Here is a 25322-nt window from a genome sequence, read left to right on the forward strand (position 1 = left end):
GCAATCCGCCAAGACGGCGCAGTACGTTGCCACGAACATAGAGGACATAAATCGCAAGCGAAATCAGGATCGCAGCAATTGCAACCACGAACAACGCGGTCAGGCCTTGTTTTTGGACAACTTTTGCCTCGTCTGCAGCGGCGTCGACTTCAGCGTTTAGGGCTGTGACCAGCTCATTTACACTATTGCGCATCGCGGTGGCATATTCGGCACTTTGAACAACCAGTGCCTGACTGCTTTCGGTCGCGGCAAGTTCACGTTTGCGAAGATCGGGAAGGCTGCCGTCGCCAATCGAAAGCGCCTGCATTTTGTCGATCAGATCAACATAGAATGTCTTGAGACGATCGTTGTCGAGCGCCTCCAGCTTGTCGAGTGCATCGGTATAAACACCACGAATACGAACAGGAATGATCGAAAGACGAACAGCCTGTGTTTCCGTCGTGCTGGCAATAATCATGTTGGACGCAGCAGAGCCAAGGCGCTCGATCTCTAGGATCGGCGTGCGCGTATCAATCGCAGATGCCAGTTTCAGGAAGGTCTCAAGGATTTGTTCCTTGCTCTCGCTATACTGGCGTGAGGAGTCCTCCGCGAATGACGCCGCATATTGCCCGCCTTGGGAAATGTCGTTCTGGGTATAGGACAGAACCGGCTTCAAAGTATCGGCATATCGCTTTGCCAGGTTCTGGAATTCTGTCAGCTTCTCGGCTTTTTCATTGGAGACGGAAAACCGTTCCTGAGTAACTGTATGAAGCTGCTCAAGCGTACCCTGAAGAAGGTTGCGACTGTCATTGATGCTGGCGATGACTTCTGGCATGAAACCGGTGGCTTCAATTTCGTTGATGTCAGTCACCAGTGCCGAAAGACGCACAGCAAGTTCATCATTGATGGCAATTTCTTCTTCGGTATTTGCCGCGGCAACGATACGTGGTGCGATGGCAACAATTTCTGCACTACCGGTTGCCAGTCGTTGTGCGGCGGCAATTGGTGGAAGTTTTTCCTCGGTGATGGTCGTAAGCGCATCACCGAATTTGGTAAATGATACGCCACCGACAACAGCCGAAACGACAGCCATCAATCCAACCACAGCAAACGAAATCAATAATTTGCTTTGGACCCCGAATTTAGTTCCCATTCTTTCTACCTTTTTGTTTCCTGACTTTTCCCTGACAGCTTCTGCGTCCGTCGAGGTTCTTGTAACCGCCCGGGTGGGTGAACCCATTGATTTTGTGGGCAGTCGTACAATCCCTAAGAGTTCTTTTTTGTTTATTGCCTAAGCGATACCCATTAATGGAAGAATATTATCGCGACTGCAACATTTAACCTTTAGTCGCATAAAAAACTCAATGGAAATTTGTGTGTGCGAGCCGGTGCAACATCGTTATCTGATGGCAAACATGGTTTTCGACCTGTCGTTTCGCTAAGCATGGCTGGACCTTGCAGGGTAAACAGGCTATAGGAGCGGTCGAAATTTTCGTTCGTGCGTTTTGCAGATGCCGCACTTTATTATATCTGCAAATGCCCGGACAGGCTGGCCTGAATGGGGCATGCTCATAGGGCCAGCGTGGTGCCAGTCGGCACCGATCCACATGAAGTTCAATGAATACAGGTTGTAGGTTATGGCCGGCCATTCCCAATTTAAGAACATTATGCACCGCAAAGGTGCCCAGGATAAAAAACGCGCCAAGATCTTCACCAAGATTGCGCGCGAAATTACCGTTGCTGCAAAAATCAGTGACGATATCGATAGCAACCCGCGTCTTCGTGCGGCAATTTCCGCAGGGCGTGCTCAGAACATGCCCAAGGACAACATCGAACGTGCCATCAAAAAGGCGACCGGTGCTGGCGAAGGCGATAACTACGAAGAAGTCCGCTACGAAGGATACGGCACCGCAGGTGTTGCCGTCATCGTCGAAGCGTTGACCGATAATCGTAATCGTACCGCATCCGAGGTCCGTGCTGCTTTCACCAAAAGCGGTGGTAACCTTGGTGAAACCGGTTCAGTTGGCTTCATGTTCAACCGTCTTGGCGAAATCGTTTATCCGGCGAGCGTTGCGGGTGCTGACGAAATCTTTGAAGCCGCCCTCGAAGCTGGGGCTGCCAATGTTGAGTCTGACGATGACAGCCATATCGTTGATACCGAGCTCGAAGACCTCAACACGGTACGCGAAGCTTTGACCGAAAAATTCGGTGACCCGGAAAGTGCCAAAATGGTGTTCCGTGCCGTCACCGAGGCGGATGTCACAATCGATCAGGCCCAAAGCATCATGAAGCTTGTTGATGTTCTTGAAGACAACGATGACGTTCAGAATGTCTGGACCAACGTTGCCTGGACCGACGAAATTGTCGCTGGCCTCGATAACTAATTAGTATTTGCCAACACCCGCCTTTCGCTTTTGAATGGCGGGTGTTTTGTATCTAATCGGTAAATTATAGGGTGACACTGTGGTCAGAGTCCTCGGGATTGATCCCGGTCTTCAACGTACTGGCTGGGGGGTGATAGACCTTCAGGACAACCGCATGCGTCATGTTGCCAACGGGGTTGTGAGCTCGACCCAGTCTCTGTCGCTTGCCGAACGTCTTGATCAGCTCCATACCGGATTGATGGAAGTGATTGAAACATGGACCCCTGACGAGGCCGCGGTCGAAGAAACCTTTGTGAACAAGAACCCTGTTTCAACGCTAAAACTTGGTCAGGCACGTGGTGTTGCCTTGCTTGCCCCGGCACGAAGTGGCATCCCGGTAACGGAATATACACCCAATGCCGTCAAAAAGACGGTGGTCGGTGCCGGTCACGCAGCCAAACAACAGGTTGAAATGATGGTGTCGACCTTGCTGCCGGGATGTGAAATTGCCGGGGCCGATGCCGCCGATGCGCTTGCAGTTGCTATTTGTCACGCGCAACATGCTGGAAACCGCGCTCTTGCCGCAACCATGGCAGCCAAACCGACAGGCAACAGCAGACCAACAGGGAATGGGAGAAAATACAGGTGATCGCGAAACTGCGTGGAATTATCGATTTCATCGGCGAAGACAGCGTCATTATAGATGTGAATGGCGTTGGCTATCTTGTTTTTGCATCCCGTCGGACCCTGTCGATGCTGCCTGCAAAGGGCGGTGATGCAGGCTTGATGATCGAAACCCATGTCCGTGAAGATCATATTCATCTGTATGGATTTGCCGACAACGCCGAGAAGCAGTGGTTTTCGCTTTTGACCACGGTGCAAGGTGTTGGCGCAAAAGTCGCCTTGGCCCTTTTATCTGTTTTGAGCCCGACCGATCTTTTGCGCGCCTTGGCCGCACAGGATACAACGGCACTCTGTCGTGCGCCGGGCATTGGCCCCAAGGTCGCCACACGTATTGTTGGTGAACTTAAAGACAAGGCCGCCAAGCTGAACCTTGGCCCGGTTGCCGCCCCGGCACCTGTCACAGAGGCCGCTGCACCAGCCAAAACAGCCTCAAAATCAAAGAAAACGTCAAAATCATCCGATGATGTGAGTGGCGACACAGCAAGTGTTGAGCCGATTGTTGATGATGGTGTGGTGTTGGCCGATGCCGTATCGGCCCTTGTCAATCTTGGCTATGGCCGGTCCGAGGCCTTTGGTGCGGTCGGAAAGGCCGCCCAGTTGGCCGGTGAGGACAAGTCGATTGATACTCTGATCCGCTTGGGACTAAAGGAGCTTAGCGCGTGAGCGAGGAAGAAGACCGTCTGCTCAGTGGCGAGCGTCGCGACGAAGATCAACAGGATGGATCGTTGCGTCCGCGTCGGTTGGACGATTTTACCGGCCAGAAAGAAGTGCGTGAAAACCTTGATGTCTTTATTCGGGCTGCCCGGGCCCGCGAAGAAGCCATGGACCATGTTCTGTTCTTCGGTCCGCCCGGTCTTGGTAAAACCACCTTGTCGCAAATCGTTGCCAGTGAACTAGGTGTCGGCTTTCGCGCAACGTCGGGGCCGGTCATTTCCAAGGCCGGTGATCTTGCCGCCTTGCTGACAAACCTTCAGCCACGTGATGTTCTGTTCATTGATGAAATTCACCGTCTGAACCCGGCCGTCGAAGAAATTCTGTATCCGGCGATGGAAGACTTCCAGCTTGATCTGATCATTGGCGAAGGTCCGGCCGCACGGTCTGTACGGATTGATTTACCCCCCTTTACCCTTGTCGGGGCGACAACCCGTTCGGGGCTTTTGACCACACCGCTGCGTGATCGGTTTGGTATTCCGTTGCGTCTTCGATTCTACGAACCCGAAGAACTCGTCACCATCGTTGCCCGTGGTGCGAAACTTTTGAATTTCGATATGACCCGCGAAGGGGCCATGGAGATCGCACGCCGGTCGCGCGGAACACCGCGTATTGCCGGACGTTTGTTGCGCCGGGTGCGCGATTTTGCATCTGTGGCAGAAAAATCACCGGTTGATAAATTTATTGCCGATGCAGCTTTGATCCGGCTTGAGGTCGATAACCTTGGTCTGGACAGTCAGGATCGGCGCTATTTGAATTGTATCGCCGGAAACTATGGCGGCGGCCCTGTCGGGGTCGATACGCTTGCTGCTGCCCTGTCTGAAGAACGCGATACAATCGAAGACGTGATCGAACCTTATTTGCTGCAACAAGGGTTGATCCAGCGCACGCCACGTGGCCGTATGCTTGGGATTAAGGGGTTTAAGCACCTTGGTCTGACACCGCCACGCGAAGCAGGGGGCGTACCACTTTCTGATCTGTTTGATGGTCAGGTTGATGGCCCGGCGGGGGATCAATCAGAATGACACAAAACGATCATGACGCGTTGCTGGGCTATCTTGATGGCAACCGGCATATCTATCCGTTGATTGTGTTTTACGAGGATACGGATGCGGGCGGTATTGTCTATCACGCCAACTATCTTGCATTTGCCGAGCGTGCACGTTCAGCGATGCTTAACCTGTTGGGCTTTACCAATCGTAATGTTGCAGAACGCCACAAAGTTGCCATAGCCGTTCGACACTGTACGCTCGATTTTCGTCGTGCGGCCCGGTTGGAAGACCGTCTTACGGTGGAAAGCCGCGTGATAAAGCTTGGGGGTGCGTCGCTTGGGTTCGAACAAAAAGTGATGCGCGATCACGAGGAACTTGTGGTGATCGAGATTTATCTCGCCTGCATGTCGCTTGAAGACCTTCGGGCTCAAAGACTGCCCGAAGAACTGAGAACAGCGTTCAATCGCTATCTGGATGTGGACAAGGACTAAAGAGAATATGGAAAATCAAGTGGTCGACGCGGTAACGCTGGGGCAGTCGGTCATGTCGCATGACATGTCTCTGTGGGGGCTTTTCATGCAGGCTGGGCTGGTCGTCAAAGTCGTGATGATCGGACTGTTAATGGCTTCGGTCTGGGTATGGGCTATCGTTATCGAAAAAATGCTGCGCCTTCGCAAGTTGCGCGCGCAGGCTGGTACTTTTGAAGAAGCCTTTTGGTCGGGCGGTTCGCTCGAAGATCTGTATGACCGGATTGCCGATAAGCCGCGCGATCCGATGTCAGCGATTTTTGTCTCGGCCATGCGCGAATGGCGCCGGTCGAATGCCCGTGGGATCAAGGGCGATACAATGCGCGCACGTTTGCAGCAGCGCCTTGAAAGAGCCATGGAAACGACGCTTGGTCGTGAAATGGACCGGGTGGAACGTTATATGACGTTCCTGGCATCGGTCGGCTCAACCGCGCCGTTTGTTGGTCTGTTCGGAACCGTTTGGGGCATCATGGTATCGTTCCAGGCGATTGCTGCGTCGAAAAACACATCGCTTGCGGTGGTTGCGCCGGGGATTGCCGAAGCACTTTTGGCAACCGCAATGGGCCTTGTTGCCGCTATCCCTGCGGTGGTGGCCTACAACAAGATTTCCAGCGACCTGAACCGGTATAACAACCGTCTCGAAGCATTCGTTGATGAGTTTACTTCGATCTTGTCGCGCCAACTTGACGACGCGAGAGACTGATCATGGGCGCACAGCTTTCATCCCGATCAGGTGGCAGCGGACGTCGCGGGCGTCGTAACAACCGCCGTGCCGCCATGAGCGACATCAACGTCACACCGATGGTGGACGTGATGCTGGTTCTGCTGGTGATCTTTATGGTCGCGGCACCGCTGATGACGGTTGGCGTCGACGTCGACCTGCCTGAAACCAGTGCGGCCCCGATGACCGGGCAGGATGAGCCGCTTGTGGTATCGGTTTCGCGCGAGGGCACTATCTATATTATGGACAGTGAAATCGCACAGGAAACCCTGACCGAAAAACTCGATGCCATCACCGACAACAAACAGGAAACCCGCATTTTTGTACGCGGTGACAAGGCCATTGATTACGGCCGTGTGATGGAAGTGATGGGACTGATCAAGGATGCCGGCTTTACCAAGGTCGCCCTGATCGCTGAATTGCCCAAAAAGGGTTCGTAACCAGACATGCTGCGCTACGCTCTCATATCGTTTGGTTTGCATTTTGTGCTGTTTTTGATCGCATGGTTCGGTTTGCCCGACCTGTTCGAAGAAACGCCAATGGATTTGCAATCGATCTCGGTCGAAGTTGTGACGGTGGATGAATTTTCCGCCGCACCGACCAAGGCCTTGCCAAAGCCCGAGCCGAAAGAAAAGCCAAAACCTAAACCGGTTGCAAAGCCAGAACCCAAGCCAGAGCCAAAACCGGTGGCGAAGCCTGAGCCGAAACCAGAACCGAAGCCTGAGCCGAAACCAGAACCGAAACCAGAACCGAAACCAGAACCGAAACCGGTTCCCAAGCCCGAGCCGGTTCCGACGCCCGAGGTGAAAAAACAGCCGGAACCGACACCGGAACCACAACCTGTTAAGGAATTGGCCGAAGTAACGCCGCAAAGCAAACCGACGCCACCTAAACCTGAACCGGTCAAAAAGACCGAACCGAAAAAGGAAGAGCCCAAGAAGGAGGAGCCGAAAAAGCGCCTTCTGGACAATATCCTAAAGGACGTTCGCAAGCTTAAGGAAACATCAGAAGCCAGCCCAACAGAGCCGCAGCCCGAGGAAACCCCGGAAGAAAATGCGAGCGAAGTGGTGGCAACCCGGCTTGATGCGAATCTGACCATGAGCGAACTTGATGCGGTCAAACGTCAGATTGAAAAATGCTGGAGCCCACCGGCTGGGGCGAAGGAAGCAGGCGCGTTTGCGGTGGAAATCCATGTCAGCGCAAACCCGGACGGGACTGTTCGACAGGCGCGAATCAGCAACCTGAACGATATTCAGGGTGATGCATCACGTCGAACAATTGCGGAAAGTGCACTTCGAGCTGTGCTAAATCCGCAATGCAGCCCTCTGAAACTGCCGCTGGATAAATACGAAATGTGGCGCACATTCACGTTCAATTTTGACATGCGTGAAATGTTGGGCCTTTGAGTTATAAGTTCTTGAACACGCGTGGAAAATAGCGAGGCAGGATGACGATCAAGACCAACGTACGAACACAAAATATGGTGAGCCGCGGCCTGGCAGGGCTGTGCGCGCTTGCTGTCGTCGCTGGCCTGAATTTTGGTTTCATTGCGCCGGCACAGGCAGAACTTCGGATTGATATCACCAGAGGTGAGCTTAAACCGATGCCAATTGCTGTTGCCCGGTTCCCGGGCGACGGGGTTGCCGAAACGGAAATCGGTCAGAACATGACGCAGGTCATAAGTGCTGATCTGGAACGTTCGGGGCTGTTTTCGCCGATCAATGAAAAGGCGTTTATCCAAAGTGCCGCGTCGCTTGCGGTGAACCCGAACTTTGCCGAGTGGCGCGCGATTAATGCGCAGGCCCTGGTGAATGGACGGGTGGTCACCGAAGCAAACGGTCTTCTGCGTGTTGAATTCCGCCTGTGGGACGTGTTGGCTGAAAACCAGATGGCGGGTGTTGCGTATCGCACACAACCCAATAACTGGCGCCGCATTGCCCATAAGATCGCTGATGAAATCTATAAGCGGATCACAGGCGAAAGCGGTTACTTCGATACCCGTATTGTTTATGTTTCGGAAACAGGTCCGGCTGATAACCGCAATAAGCGGTTGGCGATCATGGATCAAGATGGTGCAAACCACCGGTTCCTGTCCGATGGTCGGTTCCTTGTGCTGAACCCGCGGTTCTCGCCGACAGCACAGGAAGTGGTCTATATGTCGTACTTTAACGACAAGCCACGCGTGTATGTTTTGGATATTGATACCGGCGAGTTGGAATTGCTGGGCGATTTTCCGGGGATGACTTTCGCGCCCCGATTCGCACCAGACGGCAACTCGGTTGTGATGTCGCAGGCGTTAGACGGTAACAGCGAAGTTTATGAACTTGACCTTCGCACCCGTGAAAAACGTCAGCTTACGCGACATCCTGCCGTGGATACGTCGCCATCCTACTCGCCAGATGGGTCGCGCATTGCGTTCAACTCCGATCGCAGCGGCGCACAACAAATCTATGTGATGAATGCCGACGGTAGCGGCGTACAGCGCATCAGTTTCGGTGGTGGACTTTATTCCACCCCGGTCTGGTCGCCACGCGGAGACCTGATTGCATTCACGAAATCGCAAGGAGGAAGGTTCTATATCGGCGTAATGCGGCCAGACGGTAGTGGAGAAAGACTGCTGGCCGAAGGGTTTCTCGTAGAGGGCCCAACATGGGCGCCGAACGGCCGGGTGTTGATGTATCATCGCCAGCATCCGTCCAAGGACGGAACCAAGGATCGCTTTCGTTTGTATTCGATTGATCTGACAGGTTATAACGAGCGAGAGATCGTTACACCTGCGGATGGGTCGGATCCTGCATGGTCGCCCTTGATTCCCTGATATCTCAAGAGTATAGTCATCGCGAAGCACTGAATGCGATTCGCTTAAATCGCGGGCATTTTCGGTGTCGCGAGACATGGAAAACACCAACTCGGGCGAATGCGTCCGGTGTTAAGGGGAAATTTTAAATGAAACTTCGTATTCTCAGCGTCTTTGCTGCTGCCGCCCTTCTGGCTGCATGTGAAACTGCTCCTGATAGCTCAGCTACCACCGGTGGCGAAGGTGTATCGACTGTAAACCAGCCGTCTACCAGCACCTCGCTTTCCGAAAGCAGCCCTGAGTGGTTTGCTGTTAACGTTGGTGACCGCGTATTCTTTGGCCTGGACAAATATGACCTGGCTGGTGAAGCACGTCGCACCCTCGAACTGCAGGCTGCTTGGCTGAAAAAATACCCGCAGTACAAAGTTGTTGTTGAAGGTCATGCCGACGAACGCGGCACCCGTGAATACAACCTTGCACTCGGCGAACGTCGCGCAAGCTCGGTCAAAGATTATCTGATCGCTCTGGGCATTGACCCGTCGCGCGTTGAAACCATTTCCTATGGCAAAGAGCGCCCTGTTGCTCTTGGCCATGACGAAGAAAGCTGGGCCAAAAACCGCCGCTCTGTATCGGTTATCCGTTAAGCGCGTGTGGGCTAAAGCCTGACTGAATATCAAGGCGCCTGTCCCGTTTGGGGCAGGCGCCTTATTTTTGCCGCCTGAAAATGTTTGAAAATGTAGTCGTGCCCTGTTCAAATCGGCATTTGGTAATATTGCATTGACGACAAAGGATCGAGAGGCTGTTGCATTTAATGTGTCCCTTTTTGCCAGACGCATCCTGCGATACTGGAAGGATAAGGTCCGTAGAAGCGCAGCGTGACTATGGTTACAAGGGGTGACATACCAATGCAGAGAGACATCCCGGTCCGAAGGGTTTGCTTTTCGCGGCGTTTCGCTGCGTTATATTGTTTCGCCGATGCGCCGCATCATCCTGCACGCAGTGCTTTGCCAAACGACACGCCAAAAAACAAACAAAATGGAGCAGATTAAATGCACCAGGCTCTGATGATGATCCGAGTTCGCTCAACCACTGAAACACAGGAAATCGTGGAGTCGGCAAATCGCGCTGAAACCGTTTCCCGCCTAACCGGCCGTGGAAAAGTGGCTGTATCTGTTCGCAAAGGTCCTGGCTTGTTGGTTGCTTTGACGATTGGCGCTCTGGTGGGGATGACGTCCCTCGGATCGGTTTCGGCCTTTGCTCAGGATGCAAACGTTGGCCGGCAGGTCGAACAGCTGCGCAAGGATCTCGATTTGCTGCAGCGTTATGTTTACCGCGAAGGCCCGCCCGCAGGTGATGCCGCCTCGGCGGTAACCGGTGGTGATCCATCGACCCCGGCGGCGGCCCGTCAGCAAGTACAGATCAATGATCTGCAACGCTCTGCAACCCAGTTGACCGGGCAGATCGAACAGTTTGATTTTCGAATCCGCAAAATGGAAGACCGCCTTGAACGGTTGGTCTCCGACATCGATTTTCGCCTGACACAGCTTGAAAACGGTTCGGGTGCCGGTTCTGGTGCGCCACTTGCCAATAATGGCAACGGCGCATCGGCAGAACCGCTTGCGGGTAGTGCTGCGGGCCAGACCGCAGGATCCACAGGTGGCGCCGCTGGTAACGGTTCGGCCGGTTCGGGCGAACCTCTTAATGATCGTGGCACCAAACTGTTTGGTGTAATCGAAAACGAGGGCCAACCACCGCAAATTCCATCCGGAGCGGCTGCGGGTGCGTCTGCCGGGGCGGCGGCGACCGCGACGCAAAGTGCGGCTGCTGGCGTGACGCCAGAAGAGCAATATCGCAATGCCTTTGGCTTGCTGCGCCGTCAGGAGTTTTCCGAAGCCGAAAGCGCGCTTTCGACCTTTGTTAAAGATCATCCCAACGATCCGCTGGCCGGTAATGCGCAATATTGGTTAGGTGAAACCTATTATGTGCGCGGCGAATTTGAAAATGCTGCCATCGCCTTTACCGAAGGTTTCCAAACCTATCCCGACAGCACGAAGGCACCCGATAACCTTCTCAAGCTCGGTATGTCGCTGGCCAATCTTGGCAAGAATGAAGATGCCTGCACGACCTTTGGGCACCTGATCGATAACTTCCCGAATGCATCGGCAGTTGTCCTTGATCGCGCGCGTCAGGAACGCAAAAGTCGTGGGTGTTCATAAGCGAGAGACCCGAAGAATGCGGCATTATGAGCAATCCCGATAAGCCAACGACAGATGATCGCGCGGCGTCCGATGGTACACCATTGGACGCCGTTGCTTTTGCGCATCTGATAGATGGTTTCGCGCCATTTGAAACCGCCCCTGTTTTGGCGGTTGCGGTGTCTGGCGGGGCTGACAGCGTGGCCTTGGCACTGCTGGCACACGAATGGGCGCAAACGCGGGGCGGTAAAATTGTCGCAATGACAGTGGATCATGGCTTGCGGTCAGATTCTGCGCATGAAGCCAAATGGGTCGGGCAGGCATTGCGCACACACGGGATTGACCACATTGTTCTGCCGTGGCTTGGCGATAAGCCAAGCGGCGCGGTGCAAGAACGCGCACGTATTGCCCGCTATGATTTGCTTGATCAGGCCTGTGCCACACGTGGCATTCTTCATCTTTTGGTCGCCCACCATCTCGATGATCAAATCGAAACCATTGCCATGCGCGATTCCCACGGGACGAAACCGATGGGACGTGCGGGCATGTCTTCGCGTCGTTTTCTAAAATCCGTTCGGTTGCTGCGTCCGTTTTTGTCCGTGGCAAAAAACGATTTGATTGCGACACTGAAGGCACGCGGGCAGGACTGGGTCGAAGATCCGTCCAATCAGAACCCGAAATTTGAACGCGTGCGGATTCGTAAAGATACAAGGATCACGGTTGCCGCGGATCAGGAAAACATTCCATCTGATGCGGTGGAGACCCGTCTTGCGCTCGAAGAAGCGATTGCCAATGTTCTGGCCCGGTCAGTGATGATCCTGCCGGTTGGGGTTGCGGTTGTTGATACGGCGGGAATTTATCGCTCTCAGGACCGCGATGTCCGCTGCTATGCCCTTGGTCAGGTCATTCGAACCATCGGTGGGGCGGCGTATATGCCGTCTTTTGATGCCTTAGCCAACCTGCTCGACGTCGCATATAAAGATGCGTCACACCGCAGCAGTTTGGGCGGATGTGTCATTCATCGCAAATCAGACCGGATTTATATCTTCCGCGAAGTTGGCCGCATGGATAAAACTCCGATGGTCATTGACCCCGACGTTTTGCGTTCTGGTGGATGTGTGCGGTGGGATAATCGCTTTGAATGGGCCGCTTTAGCGCCTGTTTTTCCCCCGTTGGCAGGGATATGGATTGGGCCGCTGGTGCTTTGTGATGTGTTTCACACGAAGGCATTTCGCGCCGCATTTGGGGAAATAGTCGGATTTATTGCTGATTTACCCCGCGCAGCCCTTGCATCCATGCCTGCTCTCTACGATAAAGAAGGCTTGCGATCCGTTGGCGGGCTTGAGGTTTCGGCACTTTCCGACGTATTATCCGCAGCCGGTTGTGTGACGCCCCAGAGTAGGGGGGGAAATGCAATTGATGGACGATGGCGGTTTGCACCTCACACCCCTTTGTGGGAAAGTGGGTTCAAATCGTTACCGAAACCCGTCAGCCTACTTGCGTAGCCGAGGCTTTTGACTATTTGTTAGCCATGCCTTGCGCAGGAGTATTGTGCGCGACGGTAGAAATATTTTGCGACCAGTAGCTTGGAATGAATATGGGAAAAAATCTCGCACTGTGGGTTATCATTGCCATCCTTTTGGTGGCCTTGTTTAACCTGTTTCAGTCGCCTTCTGGACAGTCCGGTCAATCGTCGATGGCGTTTTCGGACTTCCTGGCAGAAGTTGATACCGGCCAGATTTCAGAAGTCACAATTCAGGGCAATACCCTGAGTGCGCAAACGCGCGATGGTCGCTCTGTTAATGTTTACACCCCCGATTACCCGAACCTTGTTGAAAGACTCAACGAAAAGGGCGTTCGGATTATCGCAAAACCGGAAGAAAGCCTGTCGCCGCTGATGAGTGCGCTGATCAGCTGGTTGCCGATGCTGCTGATCATCGGGGTTTGGATTTTCTTCATGCGTCAGATGCAGGGCGGTGGCGGCAAAGCCATGGGCTTTGGCAAATCAAAGGCGAAAATGCTGACCGAAAAATCCGGTCGGGTTACCTTTGAAGACGTCGCAGGCATCGAAGAAGCCAAAAACGAACTTGAAGAAGTTGTCGACTTCCTGCGCGATCCGCAGAAGTTCCAGCGTCTTGGCGGTAAAATCCCCAAAGGCATGTTGCTGGTCGGTCCTCCGGGCACGGGTAAAACGCTTCTGGCACGTGCGATTGCGGGCGAAGCAAACGTACCGTTCTTCACCATTTCGGGTTCGGACTTTGTCGAAATGTTTGTTGGTGTTGGTGCATCTCGTGTGCGCGACATGTTCGAACAGGGCAAAAAGAACGCTCCTTGCATCATCTTTATCGATGAGATCGATGCTGTCGGTCGTCATCGTGGTGCCGGTCTTGGTGGCGGTAACGATGAACGTGAACAGACGCTCAACCAGCTTCTGGTTGAGATGGATGGTTTTGAGGCCAACGAAGGTGTGATCCTTGTTGCCGCAACCAACCGTCCGGATGTTCTCGATCCGGCGTTGCTGCGTCCGGGCCGTTTTGACCGTCAGGTTGTTGTGCCGAACCCCGATCTTGAAGGCCGTGAACGCATTCTTGGTGTGCACGCCCGCAAAGTTCCGCTGGGTCCGGACGTTGAGCTGCGCACGGTGGCACGTGGCACCCCGGGTTTCTCGGGTGCTGATCTTGCAAACCTTGTCAATGAGGCTGCCCTTCTTGCCGCCCGTCTTGGCAAGCGTGTAGTCACCATGGCCGACTTTGAAAATGCCAAGGATAAAGTCATGATGGGGGCGGAACGCCGTTCCATGATCATGACGGATGACGAGAAAAAGCTGACAGCCTATCACGAAGGCGGTCACGCACTTGTTGCACTCCATACACCGGCGTCCGATCCGATCCACAAGGCAACCATCATTCCGCGCGGTCGTGCGTTGGGGATGGTGATGCGTTTGCCTGAACGTGATCAGGTCTCGAAATCCTATGAACAGCTGATTTCTGATCTGGCTGTTGCCATGGGGGGCCGTGTTGCCGAAGAGCTTATCTTTGGCAAGGACAAGGTCACAACCGGTGCGTCTTCGGACATCAATATGGTGACGCAATATGCGCGCAAGATGGTGACCGAATGGGGCTTCTCGGATGTTCTTGGTAACGTCAAATATGCCGACAACCAGGAAGAAGTGTTCCTTGGCCATAGTGTCGCACAGCACAAGAATGTTTCGGAAAAAACCGCTCAGCTGATTGATGACGAAGTCCGTCGTTATTCTGATGAGGCCTATGAATTCGCCAAGCGGGTTCTGACCGAATATCTTGATGATTTGCACATTCTTGCCAAAGGGCTTTTGGAATACGAAACCCTGTCGGGCAAAGAAATCGACGCGCTTCTGCGTGGCGAGGAAATCAACCGTTCTGGCCATTCAAGTGGCAGTAACGGCAAAGATTCCGGTGGACGTCGCTCCACCGTGCCAAGCTCGGGCGCTGCACGTAAAGACAGCCCGGATGAAGGTGGCGGGGATATGTCCCCTGAGCCGCAGCCGGGCAGCTAACAGAAAGAGACTGATGGACAAGATCACTCGATCGGTCCTGCGAAGCCCCGCCGATGTGCGGGGCTTTGCTGATTTTGACGGACCGCTTTATTATGCACCTACCGGTTTCATCGACCATTCCGATGATCCCAATACACTCCCGCTGGCCGGATCGCGCCGCGGCTTTTCGGCCCTTGAAATTATTCGTCGCCGTGAAGGCGGTGGTGCCGAAAGCATGATCCTGCCGCTCCTTGCTCTTGAAGGCTGGGTTCAAAATAGCGGGCGTGTTGATGAAATTAACAATGTGCTTGATCGTTTGATGACCAAGCGCGCCGATTTTGCCGGACTTGATATGGCTTCATGCCACGTCATGGGCATTGTCAATGTGACACCTGACAGCTTTTCTGATGGCGGGGATTACAACACGACCGAGCAGGCGATTGCCCGGGGGCGTGAACTTGCCGACTTTGGCGCATCAATCCTTGATATTGGCGGGGAATCCACCCGTCCGGGGGCGGATGACGTTACCGAGGCTGAGGAAATCGACCGTGTCGTGCCCGTGATCCGTGCTTTGGCCGAGAAGGGCCATGTGGTTTCGATTGATACACGCCACGCCAATGTGATGGAAGCCGCCATAGAGGCCGGTGCTGCCATCATTAATGACGTCACTGGGCTCGAAGGCGATGAACGATCGCTTGAGGTGGCTGCACGTTTGGGGGCACCTGTAATGCTGATGCATATGCAGGGCGAGCCTGGCACCATGCAGGTCGATCCGCAATATGATTGTGCCGTTCTTGATGTGTATGACTATCTGCTTGATCGCATCGAAAGTTGCGAACGAGCCGGGATATCGCGCGACAAGATTTGTATTGATCCGGGGATTGGTTTTGGTAAGACGCTGTCGCATAACCTTGAGTTGCTGTCGCGGTTGGCGGTTTTCCACGGTTTGGGATGTCCAATTTTGCTTGGAACGTCGCGCAAATCGTTCATCGGGAAAATTGATCCCAAAGCAGATCCAAAACAAAGGCTCGGTGGATCAATTGCATCTGCCGTCAATGGATGGCGGCACGGGGCGCAGGTAATTCGCGTCCATGATGTTCAAGAAACCGTGCAGGCGATCTCGGTCGCGAGTTCGACGGCTCTGGTATAGGAAGCTCAGCTTACCTTTGCTTCCTGTATAGGTTGTCATTTTTACCCGATTGATTAAAAGCAAGACCGTTCAACATTTTAGGGGTGTATATCCTTTTGGTTGGGTCTTGCTTTTTTTATATTTGGAATCTGGCATTTTCTGACCTTTTGCGGTTGAGGCTTGCGCATTTGCAAACCGCACCACATACCAAAGAGTGAAATAAACAAAGTGGCGCAAAGTCACGCTTATTGGTTGAGTAAACGAGCTACTGCAAAGGTCTGTATATGAACGGAATTGTTGGCCTGACCGAGGTCGGAAACAAAAGTATGACATCAAGTCGAAGTCTGACGGCGCAATGTGTGTTTGTCGTAGAAGACAACACCGATCTTAATAAGGATCTGTGCGAGTATCTTGAGATGTGCGGCTTTGACGTGATTGGTTGCGAAACCGGTGCGAGTTTTTTTCGCGCGCTTAAGGCTAAACAGCCCGATGCAGTGATCCTTGATATCATGCTGCCCGATGCCGACGGCTATGATCTTGCCAAATACGTCCGTCAGAACATTGATTGCGGTATCATGATGCTGACGTCCCTGTCGGGGATGGATCATCACTTGACAGGCTACAAGTCCGGTGCCGACGTCTATCTGACCAAAGATAGCCCTTTGTCGGTAATAGAAGCCGCTTTGCAGCCGTTATTGCGCCGTTCCTCGCGTGCAGACGAGGGTGCTGATGCCGCTGGTATGGAAGCGGGCTGGGTTCTTGATCTGCTCAATTGGACATTGGTTAATCCGCTTGGGAAGTCGGCATCCTTGACCGCAACCGAACGGACAATCATCAAGTTATTGATTGACGCGAACGGGGCATGGTTGACCCGGCCGGAAATCGTTATCGCCTTGAGGAAGGCCGATACGGCTGAAAACTGCCGCAACCTTGATACGGCAATCCGACGTGTGCGCCAGAAGGTTCTCAAGGAAATTGGTGAAGAGCTTCCGATACGCACAGCATATGGTCGTGGCTATGCCTTCACATCGCTTGGCGCCGTTTCCGGTGAAACAGAAAACCTTTGACGTTTGGTGCGCCATCACGCAAGTGGTGCCGCGCTGTCCTGATTGGAAGTTTCGCACGGTAGCAGCACACACAGCGCAATTCCCATCGGCCCCAGATCACGCAATTTGATTGACCCGCCGTGCGCGTCAACAATGCGTTGTGAAATATGCAGGCCAAGCGCACTGCGCAGGGCCTTTGTTTCCATTTCGCGGCGAAACAGCGCATTTCCAATCAAACGGATTTCATCGCTATCAAGTCCTTCGCCCTGACAGGGTATTGATATTTCCGCCAGCCAGTTACTTTGCGCGCGCGCGGTAATATGGATTGGTTGTCCATGGGCAAAACGCCGTGACGTTTCGACCAGGTTGGTCATCGCCAGACCAATCAGTGTTTCATCGATATAGGCTTCAACACCGTTGGTTCCCGTACAGGTCACCAGAATTTCGGCATCATCGCGTGTCGTATTGGCGACGAAATCATTCATGAAATGATCCAGCCCGACAAGTTCGCGCGCCAACGAGAATTCCTTGTCGTCAATACCATCCTTGCTTAGGAAAATATCAACCAGACGGGCAAGTTTTCGGGCTTGAAGCTCAATGCGTTTTAGCCGGTTCTGAATATCATCGCTGTGATCCTGTAAACGGAGCATCAGCATTTCTGACGAACGTTGAATAACCGCAAGCGGGGTTCGGAATTCATGCGACAGCATTGAAATCAACTTGCGCTGTTCACCGACAAGCGATGTTGTTTCTTCGGCTCTGGTCGATGCGAAGACCTGTTCCCTGTCCATTTGGGTCAGACGTATGGCCATCAATATGCCCATCGCGATGATGTGGAAAATGAAGGTGAATTGATGGAGGCCGATGCGTATCGGGGTGACCTCGATAAGTCCCGCATGGGCCAATTGCAACATGATGACAGGGCCGCAAGGCAAGGCAAGGGCTATCAAATACGCCCAAAGCGTCTTGTTTCTGATATCTGCGGCAAGCCTTTTGACAAGAACCAAACAGGCGCAGGCCATGAAAAGTGCGACAGACGGAACGATATAGGTGCCAAACACGGTATAGAGTTCATTGGTCGTACCAATGAGAAAACTTAAAATGACGATGCAGTAGGCACATCCGAGCCAAAACAAAATTGGTGTGCGTTGGCGAAATTCAAGAATATGTATCCATAAAAAGACAACGGCTGCCTGTGAAACGATGTTGGTGGTCCCAATGAGAAAATCATTCATCCACGGGATTTCCGAGCGCAGCTGACTTAATCCGACACCATTTACAAGTGAAATGAGCATGCCAGCACACGCAATCCCGATGCCATAGCTGACAACAACCGCATCGCGGGCGATAAGCCCAAGGCTGAAATACGTAATGCCAAGGGTGAGAAACACCCCAAAGAAGATGTTTGTTGCCAGATTGCGAAGCGTCATTGATGAAATAAGGTCTTTGGCCTGCCAAAGGGTGACAGTTAGCAAGTTCGTACTGTTACTTTGTACCCGGATAAACAGGTGATACGCACCCGCATCAAGTTTCGGCCAAGATGCGACATGCGTGCCGCTGGTAAAGGGGCGCTTGCGCGCAGGAATGCGGTCGCCCATGCTTTCCTGCCAAATGGCATCGGAAAGCTTGGCCGTTGCGACATCCTCAAAAAGATACAGATCTATATGATTAAGATAGCTTGGATTGGCCTCAATGTATGGGGGGGCGGTCAACATCTGATCGACGCCGAAATCGATCCTGTACCAGATGATATCTGACGTATACCCAAACGATGGGATTGATGTGCTTTGCTGAAAGTCGTCAAACGGCAGTTGGCGAACATCATCAAGTGACATCTGCTGGCTTTGGTCGACATACCATGACAGATAGGGTGTCAGATCAAGCTTGCCGGGAAGATCACCGTTTAAAACAATTTTATCGGTGTGCCCGGTGGTTAGTGGCGTAGTCCCATGCGCGTGCAGACCATTGGGCCCACCAATCATTGCGACGATCAGGGCGACGAACAAGATGAACAAAATGCGCGGTAACTTGGTGCGTATCAAGGTGGCCACGGGCGTTCGGCCCACGTTTTGACGTGCGGTTAAGACGGTCCACATATGACGGTGGAATGATGTGAAGGCGCTCATGACGGCGCACCATCGTCATCTTGTGTTCGGGGCTTTTTTCGCGATACATGGGGGGCGGCCAAACCAAAGAAGTTTTGACGGGACGCTTTGACCGTTTCTTCCCGGTTATAGGGAATTTTGATCATTACCGTTGTGCCGGATGTCTCGCCGACACTGATCGACATCGACCCATTATGAGATTGCACTATACGGTTGGTGATGTGCAGGCCCAGACCAACACCTTGTGTGACACCTGCGTCGCGTCCACGGTAAAACGCGTTGGATACATTCGTCAGATCGTCAATGGGAATGCCCGGTCCGGCATCGATAACACGGATATAGACAAATCCATTCGACGACCGATTGCATGCGACCCAGACAGGAGCGTCGGGGGCGTATTTACGGGCATTGTCGATCAAGTTGATGATCGCGCGTTCAAACAGAATGCGATCAATATCGACAATGGCAAAATCGATATTTTTCAAGCTGACTTTCTGGTCCGGGATTTCACGGTTCCGTCGATTGATCAAATCACTTAGCAACTGATCAATGTTGGTCGGCTGCAAGGATGTTGTGAAGTTCGCACTATCGAGCGTTTCCTTGGTCAAAAAGGCATCGACCAACCCCGAAAGCTGACCGGCATTCCCACGAATGGTGGCAAGACGGCTGTGAACAGGGGCAGGCTCATTGCGTAAATGCAGGCCGAGAATTTCTGCTGATCGCTGAATGATCGCCAGTGGTGTTCGAAATTCGTGCGACAGCATGGTTATGAAAGTCCGCTGTTCGCCAGCAAGCTGATCGGCCCGCGCATTGGTTTGATGCGCATCAAACCAATTGTAGGTCAGTCTCTGGGTGCGATAGGCCATCGCAATTGCAACCATCACAAGATGTATCGACGAGCTAAGCGGGTAGACCTTGGTTGTAAAGGCTGTGATCGGCAGGATACCCAGCAGTGTCAAAACATGGATGTTGGCCGCAAGGGTCGGCAGAGCAAGTGCGATCAAAAAGAAGCTGTTCGATGCCAGACGCCTTTCACGATAGCTGACGTAAATCAGATACATCAAAAGCGTGAACAGCAAAATCACATTGGGAATAAAGAAGATCTGCGTGAAATAGATATAGGCATCCGATATCGCAGTGACCGAACCGATCATCGCCAATATGGAAAAGGCCATCATCACCCGAAACAGAACCGGGTTATAGTGATCAAGTCTGACGATATGGGTCCACATCGCGACACTGGCGCCCAAGGCAAACGCGGTTCCTGTTCCGGTAATAAGGTCGCTGGCAAGTGGCCAAATCCCCTTTAGCAGAAGCTGGGCATATCCTGACGTACCAAGGTTGAACAGAAAGACAGATAAAACATATCCGCTGTACCACAGCACCGATTTGTCGCGTGATATGATGCCAAAGGTCAGATAAACACCAAACCCGATCAGCAGAACACCCAGAAAACTGCTTTCAACAAGGTTATGTTCTTCGGTGTCGGAAATAAGCTCCGCCTCGGGGTATAGTTTGGCATGGAAAACATGGGCGCTGTTGGTGCGCACACCGATCATCAACCAATAGTGTCCTGATGGTAAATCCGGCCATTCTGATAAATGCCGGAGGCTGATCAAACTGTCTTTCGTGTTGGGGATCCGGTCACCAACAACATTTTTCCAGATGACATTGCGCGTCTCATCGTCAATCACGGTCAGGCGGATCTCGTTGAGATACGGCTCCCCCAATTCGATGAAGGCCCGTGAAATGTCATTGCCTTGCGGCGCGGTAAGCGAAAAGGCCAGCCGATACCAAATAATGCGTGGGGTGTAACCGGGCCCTGCGGTGCTGGCAACGGGTTCAAATTCAGAAGACGGAATATCAATCAGTTGGGCAGGATCGGTGACGTTGCGATCAGATGTCAGGCGCTCCATAAACCGGTTTAGATCGATACTTGTTGTCGCGCCATTTGCCGGCAACACAAGGTGTGCCATATCAGTCCGTGCCGATGCAGGCGGCGAAAACCATGTGATGGATGCGATAAGGGCAATCGTCAGGACACTTATGACGTCGCGCCAAGTCAACATCTGGCGAAAATCGCGCAAAGCGCCCCCAATTTCAGACAATTAAACAAGTCTATTTTTGATAGCGTTTTTTTTTGATCAGGTCATCGGTTTTATCAGAATAGTCTGATGGTAGCGCGTTAACGGAATGGTCGCCAACAAGGCGTTAAAATGTGTCACTTGCCGGTAGCATTGAAACGTCACTTTGATATAACCGGCAGTCAGGATTTATGGACCGGGCGTTAAAAACCGGCACACAGACAGAGAACACAAGCATGAGCCGCAAATATTTTGGCACCGACGGCATTCGCGGAACCGCCAATACCGCACCCATGACCGCCGAAGTCGCACTAAAGGTCGGTATGGCCGCGGGCAACTACTTCACCCGTGGTGATCACCGCCACAAAGTTGTGATCGGCAAGGACACGCGTCTGTCTGGCTACATGCTTGAACCAGCGTTGGTGGCGGGCTTTACGTCCATGGGCATGGACGTGATGTTGGTCGGGCCAATGCCGACCCCCGCTGTTGCCATGCTGACCAAATCGATGCGTGCCGATATCGGTGTGATGATTTCAGCATCCCACAATCCGTTTCAGGATAATGGCATTAAGCTATTTGGCCCGGATGGTTTCAAACTGTCTGACGAGGTGGAACTTGAAATCGAAGCGCTGATGGACAGTGATCTGTCGCATAAGCTCGTTCCGGCAAATGCGCTTGGCCGTGCACAGCGTATTGACGATGCCCCCGGGCGCTATATCGAAGCTGTGAAATCATCGCTTCCGGGTAGTGTCACACTCGAAGGGCTCCGCATTGTTCTTGATTGCGCTAATGGTGCGGCTTATTCGGTTGCACCGAAAGTCCTGCGCGAACTTGGTGCCGAAGTGGTTGAAATCGGCACAAAACCCAACGGTCTGAACATCAATGACCAGTGCGGTTCGACCCATACCAAAACCATGTGTGATCGGGTCCTGTCTGAAAAGGCCGATGTCGGGATTGCCCTTGATGGGGATGCAGATCGTATTCAGATGTGCGATGAAAAAGGCCATCTGATTGACGGTGATCAGTTGATGGGGCTTGTGACCACGCACTGGAAACGCACCGGTCAGCTGCGCGGCAATGCGCTGGTGGCGACCGTGATGTCCAATCTGGGGCTTGAACGCTATCTTGAAAGCAATGGTTTGCGTCTGATCCGAACCAAGGTGGGGGACCGCTATGTGGTTGAACAGATGCGTGCACTTGATTGCAATGTTGGCGGTGAGCAGTCGGGCCATATTGTTCTGTCTGATTTTGCCTCAACCGGCGATGGTCTTCTGGCCGGGCTGCAGGTCTTGGCCGTTCTGGCATCGCGCAGCGGGCCGGTGTCTGAAATGAGCCGCGTATTTGAACCGCTGCCGCAGATTTTGAAAAATGTCCGCTATGCCGCCGGGGCTGATCCGCTGTCACAAAGTAGTGTGATCGATGCAATTTCTTCGGCTGAAAAGGCCTTTAATGGCGATGGGCGTGTTTTGATCCGAAAATCAGGAACTGAACCGCTGATCCGCGTCATGGCCGAAGGCGATGACGCCATAAAGGTCGAACAGATCGTTGATAGCATCGTTGCTGAAATCACCGCTGTTGCGGGCTGATTTCTGGATGGTTTCGTGAAGATACTTACGTGGGTTTTAGGGCGTTAAGGAGGACGATCATGAAGGGTCGCGTCTTGATTATTGCCGGTTCTGATTGTTCCGGCGGGGCAGGTATTCAGGCCGATATCAAATCGGTTACCGCCCTTGGTGGCTATGCTGCAACCGCAATCACCGCCCTTACGGTGCAAAATACCACCGGAGTCTTTGATGTTTTGGGGATTTCGCCTGAAATGATCGTATATCAGGCAACCGTAACACTTGATGATATTGGTGCGGACGCGATTAAAACCGGGATGCTCCATAGTGTGCCCGTGATCGAAGCTGTGGCGGAATTCATCAAGTCAAAGTGTGATGGAATACCTGTAGTAATTGACCCTGTGATGATTTCACAAAGCGGGTCGCGGCTACTGAATGAAGACGCGGTCGAAGCCTTGATAACCCATATGATACCCCTTGCAACGGTCCTGACCCCGAATATTCCCGAGGCAGAAGTGCTATCGGGCATGAATATTTCCAGCGAAGGTGATATGATTGCTGCAGCGCACAAAATCGGAGAGTTGGGCGCAGAGGCGGTGTTGATCAAAGGTGGTCACGCCGAGGGTGATAAGATTGTTGATATTCTTTGGCGTCGCGACGGGGACATCGAAGGGTTCGAAGGTGATCGCATCCCGTCTGAAAATAATCATGGTACGGGCTGCTCGCTTGCAAGTTCGATTGCAACCGGGCTGGCACAGGACATGGGGCTGAGTGACGCGGTGGCGCGTGCACGGGCTTATGTTCGCGAAGCCATCCGCACCGCCCCGAATTACGGCAAAGGAAACGGTCCGCTAAACCACGCGCACCCTGTCACCGGATAAAAACGCGGCAGGACGCGCCAATCTAGGATGTCGTGGTATGCCGGGAACGTCGTTTTTCCACCAGGCCCGTAACAACGCCTGGTCTAATCATCGCCTGTTGGGGGCATGTCAAAAACTCACCACCACAGAACTTCGTGCACGCCGTGCGTCTCTCATGCCATCAATCTTGCAAACCCTTAATCACAGCCTGATTGTCGATTGGTATTATCTGGATGCCCTGATCAAAGGTGGGCGCGGGCAGGATTGTTTTGCCAACCAGATGCCGTATATCACCATCGAGACGTTTGGCGCGGCTCAGCGCAATGCCGATGTCAGACTGATGGCATTTTGTGAAAAACTCGATGACAAGGATGTGGTGCGCGACGTAACCCTCGTTAGACCCGACGATGTGATGGTCAGTGAAAGCATTTCAGCGGTTTTGTCACATCTGTTTGTTCATCAAACCCATCATCGTGGGCAGATCCATGCGATGCTATGCGAAACCACACAATCGCCACCGCAACTTGACGAATATCACCTTGAATCCGGTGCAGAATTTCGCAAAAGTGACTTCGCTGTATTAGGTTGGAATGTCGCCGGATTATCGGCTGCTATGGTCTATAAGGATAACCATGAATAAAACAATGATCCGCCGTGCTGTTCTTGCTGGCGGGATTGCGATCTTGGCCGCGGCAACTTATGGCAGTCCGGAACGCTACATTGCCGACATTATCTGGACCGATGATGCCGCACCGTGGGAAAAGGTGACGGCTGTTTACGTGCCCGATACATCAAAGCCAAACAATGTCCTGGTTTCAGATGCGCAATTTGCCGATCTTGAAGCCTGTCGTGCCCATATCCACAATCTGGCTGTCGAGCACGACGACCCCGACCTTAAAAAAGGTCGCTACGATTGCGCAATCGGATTTTATGCGCAGGAAGACGATAAAGGCGTTACCGGCGATTATCGCCTGACACTGCAATAAGATCCCTTAAAGCACATACCAAAGCAAGGCGGGCAGGGCGATGGCCGCAAGGAAGCTTGAGCTGATGACAACACCGGCGACTTCTTCGGGGTCGCGGTTATATAGCTGGGCAAACAGATAGCAGAACACTGCAACCGGCATCGAACATTGCAAAATCACAACGCCGCGTTCGACCCCGGTAAGCCCCATGACTTCGGACAATCCAAGACCAACGCCAAACCCCATACCCAGACGCAAAGCACTTAATGCTGTGCTACGCGCCAGGCTGACCGGGCGCAGTTTCGCCAGCGACACGCCAAGGGTAAACAACATCAACGGGATGGTCAGCTGACCAATCAGGTTGGTGGTATTGTAAAGCCAGTCGGGAACGGTGGTATCGGTGGCAAGAAAGCCCGTCGCGATCAGGGTTGCCGGGATAATCGGCATTTTGGCCAAAGACCGAAGCGAAAAACTGCCCGATACAAACGCCACCCCGATCGTTAACTGGATCACGACGTAAGTGGCAAAAAACGCAACCGATAATGCCAGTCCTTCGGGGCCATATGCCAGCATGCAAAGCGGCAAGCCGACATTGCCAACATTTGGCCAGGTCAACGACTGCAAATAGGTGCGCGGCGAAAGTTTAAACACCTTAAGGATCGGCCAACCGATCAGGGCGAAAATGACGTTGGCAGCAAGTGCGGCGGTCCCCATCGAGATCAGGGTGTCACCACCAAGCTCCACCGTCGCAAGGGCGGCAAAGGTCAGGCAAGGTGTCGCAAAATATGTGACAATCGATGTGACCAGATTGGTGTCAAAATGCTTGCCAGCACGGGCCCAGAAATAGCCAAGCCCGGTGGTGATGAAAACAGGTGCCAAAATGGCAAAAATATCGGCAAACATTGATCAAACGGTCCCCAAGAAAGCGATTTGCGCCCAAATTGTCATGTGACGCAGTAATTCTGCAAGAAAATAATGGTAATACCAATTTTTAGGTATGTGCATAAAGTCGCAGTTTGCATGTCGCCACGCTTGTCTTTGGCCCTACGGATACGGCATTGTTGTTAAACGCGCATAATCAACAGGTC

At 52.9% G+C, this 25322-nt stretch carries 22 protein-coding genes and 1 pseudogene; 19 read left to right on the forward strand and 4 right to left on the reverse strand.

Going from position 1 to position 25322, the window contains the following annotated elements:
- Positions 1–1072, reverse strand: a pseudogene (locus AMM48_RS15730) (methyl-accepting chemotaxis protein); the annotation flags it as partial.
- Positions 1073–1616: 544 nt separating this feature from the next.
- Here AMM48_RS15730 and AMM48_RS15735 point away from each other — a divergent pair.
- The 15 genes from AMM48_RS15735 to AMM48_RS15810 all read left to right on the forward strand — a co-directional run bounded on the left by AMM48_RS15735 (position 1617) and on the right by AMM48_RS15810 (position 16679).
- Positions 1617–2363, forward strand: a complete 747-nt coding sequence (locus AMM48_RS15735) for a YebC/PmpR family DNA-binding transcriptional regulator (RefSeq protein WP_102784816.1) — start codon at positions 1617–1619, stop codon at positions 2361–2363.
- Positions 2364–2442: 79 nt separating this feature from the next.
- On the forward strand, positions 2443–2991 hold the full coding sequence (gene ruvC, locus AMM48_RS15740; RefSeq protein WP_102784817.1) for a crossover junction endodeoxyribonuclease RuvC: 549 nt from the start codon (positions 2443–2445) through the stop codon (positions 2989–2991).
- The gene (gene ruvA, locus AMM48_RS15745) at positions 2988–3689 is read left to right on the forward strand and encodes a Holliday junction branch migration protein RuvA (RefSeq protein ID WP_102784818.1); all 702 of its coding nucleotides are present in this window, start codon (positions 2988–2990) and stop codon (positions 3687–3689) included. The genes ruvC and ruvA overlap by 4 nt, the downstream gene beginning before the upstream one ends.
- Positions 3686–4762, forward strand: a complete 1077-nt coding sequence (gene ruvB / locus AMM48_RS15750) for a Holliday junction branch migration DNA helicase RuvB (RefSeq protein ID WP_101304872.1) — start codon at positions 3686–3688, stop codon at positions 4760–4762. Before ruvA ends, ruvB begins: the two co-directional genes overlap by 4 nt.
- Positions 4759–5220, forward strand: coding sequence for a YbgC/FadM family acyl-CoA thioesterase (locus AMM48_RS15755; RefSeq protein ID WP_102784819.1), 462 nt, complete (start codon positions 4759–4761; stop codon positions 5218–5220). The genes ruvB and AMM48_RS15755 overlap by 4 nt, the downstream gene beginning before the upstream one ends.
- Before the next feature lie 7 nt (positions 5221–5227).
- Positions 5228–5959: a protein TolQ gene (gene tolQ / locus AMM48_RS15760; RefSeq protein WP_102784820.1), complete on the forward strand. Its 732-nt coding sequence runs from the start codon at positions 5228–5230 to the stop codon at positions 5957–5959.
- 2 nt (positions 5960–5961) lie between these two features.
- Positions 5962–6417 (forward strand): protein TolR, encoded by a 456-nt coding sequence (tolR, locus tag AMM48_RS15765; protein ID WP_022730348.1) that lies wholly within the window; start codon positions 5962–5964, stop codon positions 6415–6417.
- Between the two features lie 6 nt (positions 6418–6423).
- Positions 6424–7383, forward strand: coding sequence for an energy transducer TonB (locus tag AMM48_RS22205; RefSeq protein WP_158246476.1), 960 nt, complete (start codon positions 6424–6426; stop codon positions 7381–7383).
- 41 nt (positions 7384–7424) lie between these two features.
- Positions 7425–8795: a Tol-Pal system beta propeller repeat protein TolB gene (gene tolB / locus AMM48_RS15780; protein ID WP_102784823.1), complete on the forward strand. Its 1371-nt coding sequence runs from the start codon at positions 7425–7427 to the stop codon at positions 8793–8795.
- Between the two features lie 128 nt (positions 8796–8923).
- The gene (pal, locus tag AMM48_RS15785; protein ID WP_022730351.1) at positions 8924–9418 is read left to right on the forward strand and encodes a peptidoglycan-associated lipoprotein Pal; all 495 of its coding nucleotides are present in this window, start codon (positions 8924–8926) and stop codon (positions 9416–9418) included.
- 405 nt (positions 9419–9823) lie between these two features.
- A complete protein-coding gene (gene ybgF / locus AMM48_RS15790; protein WP_244271256.1) occupies positions 9824–10990 on the forward strand; it encodes a tol-pal system protein YbgF in 1167 nt (388 codons plus the stop codon).
- A 26-nt stretch (positions 10991–11016) separates the two neighbouring features.
- Positions 11017–12474: a tRNA lysidine(34) synthetase TilS gene (gene tilS / locus AMM48_RS15795; protein ID WP_102784824.1), complete on the forward strand. Its 1458-nt coding sequence runs from the start codon at positions 11017–11019 to the stop codon at positions 12472–12474.
- Between the two features lie 86 nt (positions 12475–12560).
- Positions 12561–14504: an ATP-dependent zinc metalloprotease FtsH gene (gene ftsH, locus AMM48_RS15800; RefSeq protein WP_102784825.1), complete on the forward strand. Its 1944-nt coding sequence runs from the start codon at positions 12561–12563 to the stop codon at positions 14502–14504.
- A gap of 13 nt (positions 14505–14517) precedes the next feature.
- Entirely contained in the window at positions 14518–15633 is a 1116-nt protein-coding gene (gene folP, locus AMM48_RS15805) for a dihydropteroate synthase (RefSeq protein WP_102784826.1), read from the forward strand.
- A gap of 305 nt (positions 15634–15938) precedes the next feature.
- Positions 15939–16679: a response regulator transcription factor gene (locus AMM48_RS15810; RefSeq protein WP_244271257.1), complete on the forward strand. Its 741-nt coding sequence runs from the start codon at positions 15939–15941 to the stop codon at positions 16677–16679.
- 14 nt (positions 16680–16693) lie between these two features.
- On the opposite strand, the gene AMM48_RS15815 is transcribed toward AMM48_RS15810, so the two are convergent.
- Both AMM48_RS15815 and AMM48_RS15820 read right to left on the reverse strand, forming a co-directional pair.
- A complete protein-coding gene (locus tag AMM48_RS15815) occupies positions 16694–18709 on the reverse strand; it encodes a sensor histidine kinase (RefSeq protein ID WP_158246477.1) in 2016 nt (671 codons plus the stop codon).
- A 71-nt stretch (positions 18710–18780) separates the two neighbouring features.
- The gene (locus AMM48_RS15820) at positions 18781–20871 is read right to left on the reverse strand and encodes an ATP-binding protein (RefSeq protein WP_102784829.1); all 2091 of its coding nucleotides are present in this window, start codon (positions 20869–20871) and stop codon (positions 18781–18783) included.
- A gap of 212 nt (positions 20872–21083) precedes the next feature.
- On the opposite strand from AMM48_RS15820, the gene glmM reads away from it, so the two are divergent.
- From glmM to AMM48_RS15840, 4 genes are read left to right on the forward strand one after another with little or no spacing between them, the layout of a single operon-like run.
- Positions 21084–22433 carry a phosphoglucosamine mutase gene (gene glmM / locus AMM48_RS15825; RefSeq protein WP_102785117.1) on the forward strand — a complete coding sequence of 450 codons (1350 nt, stop codon included), beginning with the start codon at positions 21084–21086 and terminating at the stop codon, positions 22431–22433.
- Positions 22434–22492: 59 nt separating this feature from the next.
- Positions 22493–23290: a bifunctional hydroxymethylpyrimidine kinase/phosphomethylpyrimidine kinase gene (gene thiD, locus AMM48_RS15830; RefSeq protein ID WP_102784830.1), complete on the forward strand. Its 798-nt coding sequence runs from the start codon at positions 22493–22495 to the stop codon at positions 23288–23290.
- A gap of 37 nt (positions 23291–23327) precedes the next feature.
- Positions 23328–23909 carry a DinB family protein gene (locus tag AMM48_RS15835; protein WP_102784831.1) on the forward strand — a complete coding sequence of 194 codons (582 nt, stop codon included), beginning with the start codon at positions 23328–23330 and terminating at the stop codon, positions 23907–23909.
- Complete coding sequence (locus AMM48_RS15840; RefSeq protein ID WP_102784832.1) at positions 23902–24255, forward strand: hypothetical protein; 354 nt, start codon at positions 23902–23904, stop codon at positions 24253–24255. The genes AMM48_RS15835 and AMM48_RS15840 overlap by 8 nt, the downstream gene beginning before the upstream one ends.
- Before the next feature lie 6 nt (positions 24256–24261).
- Here the strand turns inward: AMM48_RS15840 and AMM48_RS15845 are convergent, their stop codons facing one another.
- Positions 24262–25137 (reverse strand): AEC family transporter, encoded by an 876-nt coding sequence (locus AMM48_RS15845; RefSeq protein WP_022730363.1) that lies wholly within the window; start codon positions 25135–25137, stop codon positions 24262–24264.
- Positions 25138–25322: the final 185 nt, after the last annotated feature.

The sequence above is a fragment of the Thalassospira sp. GB04J01 genome (genome assembly GCF_000751115.1).
Lineage (GTDB): Bacteria > Pseudomonadota > Alphaproteobacteria > Rhodospirillales > Thalassospiraceae > Thalassospira > Thalassospira lucentensis.